This window comes from Variovorax sp. PAMC28562 (assembly GCF_014303735.1).
GTDB lineage: Bacteria > Pseudomonadota > Gammaproteobacteria > Burkholderiales > Burkholderiaceae_C > Variovorax.
Genome location: NZ_CP060296.1, coordinates 832,274 through 844,520 on the forward strand (window position 1 = coordinate 832,274; position 12,247 = coordinate 844,520).

Sequence of the window (12,247 nt, forward strand, 5' to 3'; positions counted from 1 at the left end):
CTCGTTATTTTTTGGTGACCAGGCCGTCGTGCGACACACGGCAGGCGGCGACGATGTCGTCTTCCAGATCGATCTTGAGCGCGCCTTCCTTGGTGACGATCAGCTTCACGAAGTCGAGCACGTTGCGCGCATAGAGCGCCGAGGCATCGGCCGACAACAGTGCCGCCAGGTTGGTTTCGCCGACGATCGTCACACCATGCTTGACCACCGTCTTGTCGGGTTCGGAAATCGGACAATTTCCTCCGGTAAGGCCGCCCACGCCGTCCGGCCCCTTGCCGGCGGCGATGTCGACAATCACCGAGCCGGGCTTCATCGCCTTGACCATGTCTTCGGTGATGAGCGTCGGTGCGGCGCGGCCGGGGATGAGCGCGGTGCTGATCACGATGTCCGCGAGCGCCACGCGCTTGGCCACCTCGATCTGCTGGCGCGCCAGCCAGCTCGCAGGCATCGGCTTGGCGTAGCCTCCGACGCCTACTGCCGCTTCCTTCTCTTCGTCGGTGTCGTACGACACTTCGATGAACTTGCCGCCGAGCGACTCGATCTGTTCCTTGACGCTCGGGCGCACATCTGACGCCTCGATCACCGCGCCCAGGCGCTTGGCCGTCGCGATGGCCTGCAAGCCGGCTACGCCGACGCCGAGGATCACGACGCGGGCGGCTTTGACGGTGCCGGCGGCGGTCATCAGCATCGGGAAGAAGCGCTGGTATTTGTCGGCAGCGATCATCACTGCCTTGTAGCCGGCGATGTTGGCCTGCGAGCTGAGCACGTCCATGCTCTGGGCGCGCGTGGTGCGGGGGGCGGCTTCGAGCGCGAAGGCGGTCAGGCCCGCCGTGGCCATGCGCTGCAGGCCGGTGGCGTCGAAAGGGTTGAGCATGCCGATGAGGACGGTGCCGGGCTTCATCAGGGCGGCTTCGCTGTCGGACGGCGTGCGCACCTTCAGAACCATCTCCGCGGCGTAGGCACCCGCGGCATCGACGATCTCGGCGCCAGCCGCCTGATAGGCCGCGTCGGTCACGCTGGCTGCGACGCCGGCGCCCGACTGCACACGCAAGGTGTGGCCCAGTGCCGACAGTTTCTTGACCGTCTCGGGGGTGACGGCCACTCGGGTTTCACCCGCCGTCGTTTCGGCGGGTACGCCTATCAGCATAGAAGTCTCCTCAGGGCAGGGGTCGCGGAATGCGGGCAGAGCTTACCGCAAGACTCCGGCCCGGCGGCTAAGCGGTTACGCGGACGCCAGAGCACCAAACCGCCCGGCCAGCCTCCTCCTATTGCTATCTAAATGATAGCAACTGGACGTCTACCCCGGGCAGATTGCACGGGACGCGCGACTGACAGTGCCGCACATCATGGCGTTGCGCTTGCTGCCCTGGCTATGTTGGGAAACCAAGATAGCCAAAGCGCACTAGTTCTCGGCTGATGACATTTGTTATCCGCACGGTCATCTATCCGTGGAGTAGTTAACAGTTGTTCCAGGAGGCCCGTCGTTAACATGCGCGCAGCGGTTCAAGGCCGCGTTAGGTCAGTAGAAATCGGTTAGCAGGGAGCTCAAAAAATGAGAATTGCGGCGCTTGACGACGAAGCGGGTCAGCTCGAGCTGATTCAACACACGATGGATGGCATCGGCCACGAATGCCACGGCTATGCGGACGCGAGGACGCTGTTACGCGACCTCCGGACGCAGACCTTCGACTTGCTGGTTCTCGACTGGAGCCTGCCGGACGTCGAAGGCCCGACAGTCGTGCGCTGGATTCGCGAAGAGCTCGCGAGCCGGCTACCGATCCTGTTCGTGACCAACCGGCGCGAAGAGGCCGACATGGTGGAAGGCCTCGGCGCCGGTGCCGACGACTTCATGGTCAAACCGATCCGCGTCGGCGAGCTCAAGGCGCGCGTGCAGGCGCTGTTGCGCCGGGCCTATCCGGCGCATTTCGAGTCGGAACTGGTCTTTGGGCCATACCACTTCTTTCCACAATCGCGCAGCCTCGAAGTCAACAACAAGGCTGTCGAACTGAAGCACCGCGAGTACGAACTTGCGCTTTTCTTGTTCCAGAACATGGGCCGGCTGCTGTCACGCGAGCATTTGCGTGAAGCCGTTTGGGGACTCGGGCCGGAACCGGCTTCGCGCTCGCTCGACACTCACGTGTCACGCCTTCGCAGCAAGCTCGACCTGCGTCCGGCCAACGGCTTCTTGCTGTCGGCCATCTATGGTCTTGGCTATCGGCTCGAAGCGCTGGAGGCCGACAGCTTTTCAGACGTTCGCACCGCCCTCGGCACGCCTTCATGAGGCCAGTGCAATGGCGCGGCGCCGGCGCCGCGTCGCTGATGGCCGCAGCATTGGTCGCCCTGGCCGCGAGCCCGAGTTGGGCACGTGGGCCCGACGGGTTCACGACCCACCGGGTCGAAGAGGGCCAGACCCTGCCATCGATCGCAGCGACCTACCTGCGGTCGCCCAAGCAATGGCCGCTGCTGCAAAAGCTCAACCGCATTCAAGACCCGAACAAGATCGCCGTCGGCACGATGCTGCAGATTCCGGCGCGGCTGATGAAGCCCGCTGCCATCAACGCACGGGTCGAGTTCGTCAGGGGTTCGCCCACAGCGATCAACGCGGCAGCAGCTGCAGATCCGGCCGCGCCGCGCCGCGAACTGGCCAAAGGCGCGACCGGCGTGCCGGCACCTGCCAGCGCCATTGCAGAGCCGCTGGCGATCGGCAACACCCTCGTCGAAGGCGCAAAAATAAAGGTGCCTGAAGACGGCTACCTTCTGCTTCGACTGGCAGACGGTTCGATCGTGCGCATCCTGGCCGGTTCCGACGTCGAACTCAAACGTCTGCGCCGACGCGGCGCGGCCTCCGACAGCTTCGAATCGATCATCGACGTGCGCGGCGGTAAGGTCGAGTCCGAAGTCTCCAAACAACCCAAGGGCCGCGTCTTCGAAATTCATGCACCCGGCGCCGTGGCCAGCGTACGCGGCACGCACTTCGATGTCGCCGTCGGGCTCGATGGCCGCACCGGCACCTCGGTCAGCGAAGGCACGGTGGCGGTGCAGGCGCGCAAGCCCGCGCGCGGTGCTTCCCGAAACACCACCGTCACCGCAGGTCAGGGCGTGCTCGTCGACGGCAACGGCAAATTCGGAGAGCGCCGCGCCCTACCGGCCGCACCGGACCTCACCGCCTTGCCAGCCGAGTACCAGGACGCCGACCAGCTCGTCCTTGACCTGGGCGAAAGCGAGGCGTCCACACGCCACGAAGTCCGCATCGCCCGCGACAACACCTTTCGCGAAGTGCTGCGCGATGGCATGTTCGCCGGCCGCGCAGTGAAGTTCGTCGCGCTCGACGATGGCGACTACATGCTGGGGATTCGCTCGGTCGACACCGAAGGACTGGCCGGCGCGGAGGCCAGGCGCAGCATCCGCGTCCACGCGCACCCTGTACCACCGCTGTATCAAAGCCCCGCGCCCGACGCACGTGTGACCAGCGAAGCCGCGCAACTCGTGTGCTCTGAAGTGGCCGGCACCGAAGTCCATCTGCAGGTTTCGAGCCGCGCTGATTTTTCGCAGCCCGAGGTCGATCAACCGGGGCTGTCCCGTTGCCGACTCGGCCTGGCGACGCTGCCCCTCGGCGACTATTACTGGCGCGTCGCATCGGTGCAGACGCCCGGGCCGGGACACGGCCCGTTCGCGACGCCGCAGCGCTTCTCGCTCATCGCGACACCCAAGGTCGGCACGCTGGACGTGGCGGATGCCGGCGACGCACCGACGCTCAACTGGAGCGCAGTGGCCGGTCACAGCTTCCACGGCCAGATCGCCAAAGACGAGGCCTTCCGGCAAATCGTCCTCGAAGCTGATCTGAAGGCGCCGCGCTGGACCATCAACGGCGTCGAGCGTGGCGCCTACTACGTGCGACTCCGGGCACGCGACGCATCGGGTGCCGAAGGGCCGTATTCGCCGCCACGTTTGCTGCGCATCGGCGGCGTGGTGCGGACCTCGACCGGCGGCGGCGTGGTGAGCGGCGACGGCGAACCGCTCGCCCGGCCCTGAGCCGCGGGCCCGGTTTCCACCATGGCGACAACGCCTGCGCCCTTGCTGCCCGGCGACTCGGACCCCGCTCCGCAAACGCCGTTCCGCAAAGCGCTTCAACGCTACTGGCGTCGCCGCGGCGCCTGGCTGGTGCTCACTGTCGGCCTGCTCGCACTCGTGACCGAGCTCACGCTGACCCAGCCGCTGCCGCGCTTCGATCGTCTGCTACAAGAAAACACCGGCGCGCCGCTCGAACAGAAACCATCCGGCAACGTGGTCATCGTCGCGATCGACGAAAAGTCGCTCGCGGCCATCGGCCGCTGGCCCTGGCGACGCGCCCTGCATGCCGAAGCGCTGCGGCGCATTGCGGCGCAAAACCCCCGCTGCATCGGCTTTGACTTGCTGCTGCCGGAACAAGATTCGACTTACGCCGCCGACGATGCCGTGCTGGCGCAGGCCATGCAGGACAGCGGTTGTGTGGTGCTGCCGATGGCGCTGCAATCGGTCGGCCAGCAAACGCAGAAAGAACTACTGCCGACGCCCCTGCTGGCCCGTGCGGCCAATGCCATCGGCCATGCGCATCTGTCGCTCGATCAGGACGGCATCACCCGCAGCGTCTACATGCGCGAAGGTTTCGAGGGCCGCCCCTGGCCGCACTTCGTCGTCGCGCTGCACGACGCCGCGCTGGCGTACGAAAAAGGCCAGGCGCCGCCGCCGCGTCCGCCGTTGCCGGCCATTGAAAGCAATTCGCCATGGCTGCGCGAGCAGCATGAGCTGGTCGTGTTCGCGCGCGGCGAGCAGCCCTTTGGCACGGTGTCGTACGTCGATGTGCTGCAAGGTCGCGTCGCGCCCGATGTTTTCAGGGACAAATACGTGCTCGTCGGCGCCACCGCGGTCGGCATGGGCGATGCTTATGCCACGACGGCGCCGAGCGTCACAGGCCTCACCCCCGGCGTACAGATCTTTGCCGACGTGCTCGAGGGCGTGCTGAGCGGGCGGCGCGTGGTCGACGCGTCGATCTGGCAAGACCTTGCCTACAACCTCTTGCCGCTCGCCGTGGCGCTCTTCGGACTGCTCTGGCTGCGGCCCGTCGGCGTGATCGCGTTGATCGGCGCCATGCTCGCGCTGCGCCTCGGGCTGAACGCGACGCGGCCCTGGGTGGGCGTTCAGTTTGCGCCGGCGGCGGGCTTCGCGGGCTTGCTGCTGGTCTATCCGCTGTGGAGCTTTTTGCGCCTGTATGCCGCGCTGAGCTACCTGCGTTGGGAAACCGCGCAGCTGGCGCTCGATTTCAAGGGCGGCACGGTGCCGTTGCCGCCGCCGAGGCCGGGACGTGGCGACTTTCTGGATCGGCAAATGGCCGCCACATCGGCCGCCGCACAGCGCATGCGCGACCTGCATCGCTTCGTGCGCGATGGCATCGACCATCTGCCCGACGCGACGATGATTCTGAACGGCCGCGGCCGAGTGATGATCTCCAACATCGCTGCGCAGCGATATTGGCAAACCGATGCCACAGGCCTGTTCGGCCGAGATGCGCACCGGCTGCTCGCAGAGCTGCGCTGGCGCACGACGGGCGCCCCGATGATGCCGACCGGCGCCTTGTTGAACGGTGTGCAGCCGATCATGGGCGAAGGCGAAGACCCAAAGGGCCATTCGTTGCTGTTGCGCTGCGTGCCGTTCTTCGACGATGCCAACGCGCATGCCGGCTGGATGGTGGCGCTGGTCGATATCAGCAAGATGCGCCGCGCGCAGGGCCAGCGCGACGAAGCCTTGCGCTTTATCTCGCACGACATTCGCGAACCGAGCGCGTCGATACTGACCACCATCGAGTTGGCGCGCACGCGCCCCGAACTTTTCGAAGGTGACGCGCTGTTCCAGCGCATCGAGCGCCATGCGCGAACCGGGCTCGAACTGGCCGATGGCTTCGTCAACCTCGCCCGTGCCGAAGCCCAGCCGTTCCGCGCGGAAATACTCGATCTCGTGGCGCTGATGCAGATGGCCATCGATGACGCATGGATCGCGGCGCGACAGCGCAAAGTGCGGGTGCTTCTGACCACTGCGCTGGAAGACGCACCCTGCACCGCCGACCGGAGTTTGCTCACCCGGGCGCTGATCAACGTGCTGAGCAATGCGCTCAAGTACTCGCCACCGGGCGCCGATCTGCGCTGCAGCCTTGTCGAAGCCGAAGCTGACTCCGGCCCGACATGGCGCATTGGCGTTCAGGACCAGGGGCCCGGCATCCCGCCGGAGCTACAGTCGCAGTTGTTCCAGCCGTTCAACAGGCTCCACCGCGACAGTCACCCCGACGTGCACGGTGTCGGTTTGGGCTTGCTGCTGGTGCGCACCGCCGTGCATCGTCATGGCGGAACGATCGAGATCGACAGCGCGGCCAATGCCGGCTGCACCGTGACGCTGGTGCTGCCCAGGCCGACCGCTGCCGAACTGGAAGAATTGAGAAAAGACGTGCAGGAGTGACCCGATGACCATGGCCGAGCGCTGGAAACCCAACGTCACCGTGGCGGCCGTCATCGAACGCGACGGCCGGTTCCTGCTCGTCGAAGAACACACCGGCGACGGACTGAAGCTCAACACGCCCGCCGGCCACCTCGACCCAGGCGAATCGCCCGCCGAAGGATGCGTCCGCGAAACGCTCGAAGAAACGGCGCACCACTTCGCGCCGACGGCCTTGGTCGGCATCTACATGGCGCGCGCCTCGCGCAAGACGAACGGTGACGACGTGACCTACCTGCGCTTCGCATTTGCAGGCACGCTGGGCGCCTTCGAAGCCGACCGCACGCTCGACGACGGCATCGTGCGCACGCTGTGGATGACGGCGGAAGAACTCCGCGGGAACGTCGAGCGCCACCGCAGCCCGTTGCTGATGCAGTGCATCGACGACTACCTGGCCGGCCGGCGCTTTCCGCTGGACCTGGTGCATGTCGACGCGTCCGTCGCGTCGCTGAAAAAGCTGTAGAAGTTCGGGATTTGTCGGCTGCGCATACGGGAAAGCCCCGAGCCCAGCGGCGCTTGTCGACGCAGACGCGCTTCCACAATGGGGTCTTCAAGAAGTGACCTTTGGAGACGACATGACACAAGCCGCCACGCCCGGAAAAACCCCCTGGACGACGTCGTATCCGCCCGGCATGCGCTGGGACGCCGAGCTGGCCTTCAAGCCGGTCGCGCAGTTTCTCGAAGACGCCGCAGCACGCTGGCCCGACAACTCTTGCATCGAGTTCATGGGCCGAGTCATCAGCTACCGCGAACTCGACGCGCTAAGCGACAAGGCCGCCAAGGGCTTCCAGGCACTCGGCGTGAAGCCGGGCGTGCATGTGGGGCTCTTCCTGCCGAACACGCCGCACTATCCGATCGCGTTTTTCGGCGTGCTGAAAGCCGGCGGTGTGGTGGTCAACTATTCGCCGCTCGACGTCGAGCGCGTCTTGGCGCACAAGGTCGAGGACAGCCAGACCGACATCCTCGTCACGCTCGACCTGGCCGTGCTGTACCCGCAGATGGCGCGCATTCTCACGAGTTCGCGCCTGAAGAAGCTGGTGGTCGGCAGCCTCGCCGAATACAGCGGCGCACCCGACAAGGTCAACGCGATGCTGCAGGGTGCCGGGCTGCTGGCGCCGGTGCCGGTCGACGCCAAGCACATGTCGTTTGCGCAGTTGCTCGACAACGACGGCGCGGGTGTCGTGCGGCATCCGCTCGGCGACCTGAAGAAAGAAGTCGTCGTGCTGCAGTACACGGGCGGTACCACCGGCCTTCCCAAGGGCGCAATGCTGACCCACGCCAACCTGGGTGCGGCGAGCGCGCAATACCTCGAATCGACCAAAGGAAATCCGCCCATCCTGGACGAAGGCGTGGAGCGCTTTTTGATCGTGCTCCCGCTCTTTCACATCTACGCGCTGAGCGCGGCGATGCTGCTCGGCATGCGGCTCGGCGCCGCGCTGGTGCTGCACACCAAGTTCGACATCGACGCGGTGCTGCGCGAGATATCGGTAGGCAGGATCAGCGTATTTCCGGGCGTGCCGACCATGTACACGGCGATGCTGTCGCACCCCAAGGCCAAAGAGACCGACATGACGTCGCTCAAGTTCTGCGGCTCCGGCGGCGCACCGCTGCCGGTCGAGGTAGAGCAGCGCTTCTTCGAGATGACCGGCTGCCACCTGAACGAAGGCTGGGGCATGACCGAGACCTCGCCCTCGGGCACCTTCACGCCGGCACGCGGTGCACGCAAGGCGGGCTCGTGTGGCATGCCGCTGCCGGGCATCCTCATCAAGTTGCTGGCGCTCGACGGCTCAGGCGAAGAGGTCGCCACCGGGGAGCCGGGCGAGCTGTGCGTGAAGGGGCCGAACGTGATGCTCGGCTACTGGAACAACCCCGGCGCCACGGCCGACTCGATGACGCCCGACGGCTACTTCCGCAGTGGCGACGTCGCCAGGTTCGATGCCGACGGCTTTCTCTACATCGTCGACCGCACCAAGGACATGCTGCTGTGCGGCGGCTTCAACGTGTACCCGCGCGTGCTCGAAGAAGCCATCTACGAGCATCCGTCGGTCGCGGAGGTGTGCGTGATCGGCGTGCCCGACGAGTACCGCGGACAGTCGCCCAAAGCCTTCGTCGTGCTCAAGGCCGACGCGGAACCGCTCGAACTCGATGCGCTCAAGACCTTCCTGAAAGACCGCCTTGGCAAGCACGAAATGGTCGGATTCCTCGAAGTGCGCAAAGAGCTGCCGAAGACGGCCGTCGGCAAGCTGTCGAAGAAGGACCTGGTCGAAGAGGAAGCCCGCAAGCGCGCGATGGCCTGATCGCTAGACCGCACGGGGTACCCGTGCAATGCAACGCTGGGACAATGCTGTCCCTATGTCTAAAAAACAGCGCATCGTGGTGGGCCTGTCGGGCGGAGTCGATTCCGCAGTGACGGCGCACCTGCTCAAACAGCAGGGCCACGAGGTCGTCGGCATCTTCATGAAGAATTGGGAAGACGATGACGACAGCGAGTTCTGCTCCTCGAACATCGACTTCATCGACGCCGCCAGCGTGGCCGACGTGCTTGGCATCGAGATCGAACACGTCAACTTCGCGGCCGACTACAAAGACCGTGTCTTCGCCGAATTCCTGCGCGAGTACCAGGCCGGCCGCACACCGAATCCCGACGTGCTGTGCAATGCCGAGATCAAGTTCAAGGCCTTTCTCGATCACGCGATGCGGCTCGGTGCCGAAAAAATTGCGACCGGTCACTACGCGCGTGTTCGCTTCAACGAAGCCACGCAAAAGTATGAGCTGTTGAAGGGCCTCGACGGCTCCAAGGACCAGAGCTACTTTTTGCACCGCCTGAACCAGCAGCAGCTGTCGAAGACGCTGTTCCCGATCGGTGAGTTGCACAAGACCGAAGTGCGCCGCATCGCCGACGAGATCGGTCTGCCCAACGCGAAGAAGAAAGACTCGACCGGCATCTGCTTTATTGGCGAGCGGCCGTTTCGCGAATTCCTCAATCGCTACATCTCCAAGGCGCCGGGTCCGGTCAAGGACGAACGCGGCCGCACCATCGGCGAACATCAGGGCCTGAGTTTTTACACGCTCGGCCAGCGGCAAGGTCTGGGCATCGGCGGCATCAAGGCAAAGGGCGCACAACGCGGTGCGGGTGATCACGCGCCGTGGTTCGTGGCGCGCAAGGATGTCGAGCACAACACCTTGTGGGTCGTGCAGGGGCACGAGCATCCGTGGCTTCTGTCGAATCTGCTGGAAGCCGACGATGCGAGCTGGGTGGCGGGTGCTGCGCCCGCAACAGGCGACTATGCGGCGAAGTCGCGCTATCGGCAGGTCGACTCGGCATGCGAGCTTGACAAGGGCACCGACCAGGCGTTTCGCCTAGCGTTCGATGCGCCGCAGTGGGCAGTGACGCCGGGCCAGTCAGCCGTCGTGTACGACGGCGACGTGTGCCTTGGCGGCGGCGTGATTGTCTAGAAGATCACGCCACCTAGTCAGGCATCCACTGTCTCGCGCAACCCGGCCAGCAACTCGTAGGACCGCAGTCGCGCCGAGTGGTCGAACACCTGCGACGTGATCATCAATTCGTCCGCGCCAGTGCGCGCGATGAAGGCATCGACGCCGGCGCGCACCGTCTCGGGCGAACCGACCGCCGAACACGACAACACCGAATCGAGCAGAGCGTTTTCCGACGCGCCGACGCGTTGCCGATAGCCTTCGACCGGCGGCGGCAGGCGTCCCGGCCGTCCGCTGCGCAGATTCACGAAAGCTTGCTGCCATGAGCTGGCACGGAATTCAGCCTCGGCATCGGTGTCGGCCACGAACACATTGAAGCCGAGCATCACGTGCGGCTTTTGCAGCTGCGCCGATGGCTTGAAGGTCTCGCGATAGATGCGGATCGCCTGCATCATTTGCTGCGGCGCAAAGTGCGAAGCAAAGGCATAGGGCAGGCCAAGGTGCGCCGCCAACTGGGCGCCGAAGGTGCTCGATCCCAGAATCCAGACTGGCACTTCGAGCCCCTGACCGGGCACTGCGCGCACGGCTTGCCGCGGTTCCTTCGACATGAAGTCCATCAACTCGACCACGTCTTGCGGGAACTGGTCCGAATCCGATTCCAGATTGCGCCGCAGCGCCTGCGCGGTGCGCTGGTCGGAGCCCGGCGCGCGGCCCAGGCCAAGATCGATGCGGCCCGGATAGAGCGATTCGAGCGTGCCGAACTGCTCCGCGATCACCAACGGCGAATGGTTCGGCAACATGACGCCGCCGGCGCCGATGCGAATGGTCGAGGTGCCCGCGCCGATGTACGCCAAAAGCACCGCCGTCGCCGCGCTGGCGATCCCCGGCATGCCGTGGTGTTCGGCCAGCCAGTAGCGCCGGTAGCCCAGCTTTTCACCGAGCTGCGCAAGCGACAGCGAGTTGCGGAACGACTGCCCGGCGTCGCTGCCTTCAGTAATGGGGGAAAGATCGAGGATCGAAAGGGGGGTAGATGTCGGGGCCATGTCTGGTATTTTGGTCCGAACCGTCGATTTCCAACGGGTGCGAGAACTTTTCCTCCAGGCATCATGAGGTGCCCGCCGAGCCGATGACCCCGGTCGAACACGGCATCGAGCCAACCGCTACTCTGTAAATGGGCGCAAGAGCCCGAGATTTGAAGCCTCGCGCTGTCTCTTTCACCCCGGTTCACACACTACTAAGACGTCAAAAATCGTGCTCATACGTTTGATCTATGTAAGCAAGGTGGTCGATCTGCAATCAACCAGACTGACCGAGGCGATCTTGCGCACGGCGCACGCCTGGAACACGCAGAACGGTATTACAGGCGTGCTCTGCGAGGGCCAAGGGGTGTTCTTGCAGGTGCTCGAAGGCGAGCGTGGGCTGGTAACGCGCCTGTATTCACGCATCTTTGCGGACCCGCGCCACACCGACCTGGAGCTGATCCATTGCGAAAGCATTACCAAGCGCCACTACGGTGAGTGGTCCATGGCGCATGTGAACCTGTCCGACGTGGATCCGCAGACAAAAATCATCTGGCCGGACTTCGATCCCTACTCTCCCGGCGGGGCACTGGTCATGACGCGCATCGCCGACCTTATTGCCGAAGGCCGAACGGTCGACGCACCGGCGTCCTGAGACGCAGCGACGTCAAAAGAGCGGGGCCCGGCTTCAGAACGGAATGTCGTCGTCCATGTCGTCGAAGCCGGACGACGACTTGGCAGGTGCCTGGCGTGGCGCCGGTGCAGGAGCGCGAGGCGCAGCCGCCGGAGCGCGCGGTGCGTAGCCGCCGCCACCGCCCCCACCTTGCGAATAGCCGCCTTCGTCGTCGCCACCACCTTGCGGGCCGCCCATACCCTGCCGGCTACCGAGCATCTGCATCTGGTCGACACGAATCTCGGTCGCGAACTTTTCGACGCCTTCCTTGTCGGTGAACTTGCGGGTCCGAATCTGTCCTTCGACGTAGATCTGCGAGCCCTTGCGCAGGTACTGCGCGGCAATTTCAGCCAGCCTGCCGTTGAAAACGAGGCGGTGCCACTCGGTCGCCTCCTTCATCTCGCCACTGGACTTGTCTTTCCACTTGTCGGTGGTCGCGATGGTCACATTACAGACCTGATCGCCACTGGGAAAGGTGCGGCTTTCGGGATCGCGCCCGAGATTGCCGACGAGGATGACTTTATTGACCGATGCCATGTGCACTGCCCCTGATGAAGGATTGAAGGAGGAGGAAAAGCAGAATTGTGCCCCATGGGCC

Annotated in this window: 10 protein-coding genes; 7 read left to right on the plus strand and 3 right to left on the minus strand. The window is 64.8% G+C overall.

What is annotated here, in order from left to right:
• Positions 1–4: 4 nt before the first annotated feature.
• Entirely contained in the window at positions 5–1,147 is a 1,143-nt protein-coding gene (locus tag H7F36_RS04010) for a Re/Si-specific NAD(P)(+) transhydrogenase subunit alpha (RefSeq protein ID WP_187053462.1), read from the minus strand.
• 405 nt (positions 1,148–1,552) lie between these two features.
• Between H7F36_RS04010 and H7F36_RS04015 the strand changes: the two genes are divergently transcribed.
• The 6 genes from H7F36_RS04015 to mnmA all read left to right on the plus strand — a co-directional run bounded on the left by H7F36_RS04015 (position 1,553) and on the right by mnmA (position 9,978).
• Positions 1,553–2,281, plus strand: coding sequence for a response regulator transcription factor (locus tag H7F36_RS04015; protein ID WP_187053463.1), 729 nt, complete (start codon positions 1,553–1,555; stop codon positions 2,279–2,281).
• Positions 2,278–4,032, plus strand: coding sequence for a FecR domain-containing protein (locus H7F36_RS04020; RefSeq protein WP_187053464.1), 1,755 nt, complete (start codon positions 2,278–2,280; stop codon positions 4,030–4,032). The genes H7F36_RS04015 and H7F36_RS04020 overlap by 4 nt, the downstream gene beginning before the upstream one ends.
• A 21-nt stretch (positions 4,033–4,053) precedes the next feature.
• Entirely contained in the window at positions 4,054–6,486 is a 2,433-nt protein-coding gene (locus H7F36_RS04025; protein ID WP_187053465.1) for a CHASE2 domain-containing protein, read from the plus strand.
• A gap of 10 nt (positions 6,487–6,496) precedes the next feature.
• Positions 6,497–6,985: an NUDIX hydrolase gene (locus H7F36_RS04030; protein WP_187054790.1), complete on the plus strand. Its 489-nt coding sequence runs from the start codon at positions 6,497–6,499 to the stop codon at positions 6,983–6,985.
• 112 nt (positions 6,986–7,097) lie between these two features.
• Positions 7,098–8,819, plus strand: a complete 1,722-nt coding sequence (locus H7F36_RS04035; protein WP_187053466.1) for a long-chain-fatty-acid--CoA ligase — start codon at positions 7,098–7,100, stop codon at positions 8,817–8,819.
• A gap of 55 nt (positions 8,820–8,874) precedes the next feature.
• Positions 8,875–9,978, plus strand: a complete 1,104-nt coding sequence (gene mnmA / locus H7F36_RS04040; RefSeq protein ID WP_187053467.1) for a tRNA 2-thiouridine(34) synthase MnmA — start codon at positions 8,875–8,877, stop codon at positions 9,976–9,978.
• Positions 9,979–9,995: 17 nt separating this feature from the next.
• Here the strand turns inward: mnmA and H7F36_RS04045 are convergent, their stop codons facing one another.
• Positions 9,996–11,000: an LLM class flavin-dependent oxidoreductase gene (locus H7F36_RS04045; RefSeq protein ID WP_187053468.1), complete on the minus strand. Its 1,005-nt coding sequence runs from the start codon at positions 10,998–11,000 to the stop codon at positions 9,996–9,998.
• Between the two features lie 238 nt (positions 11,001–11,238).
• Between H7F36_RS04045 and H7F36_RS04050 the strand changes: the two genes are divergently transcribed.
• Entirely contained in the window at positions 11,239–11,631 is a 393-nt protein-coding gene (locus tag H7F36_RS04050) for a BLUF domain-containing protein (RefSeq protein WP_261802490.1), read from the plus strand.
• Positions 11,632–11,664: 33 nt separating this feature from the next.
• Here H7F36_RS04050 and ssb read toward each other — a convergent pair whose 3' ends face one another.
• A complete protein-coding gene (gene ssb / locus H7F36_RS04055) occupies positions 11,665–12,186 on the minus strand; it encodes a single-stranded DNA-binding protein (protein WP_187053469.1) in 522 nt (173 codons plus the stop codon).
• Positions 12,187–12,247 lie beyond the last annotated feature (61 nt).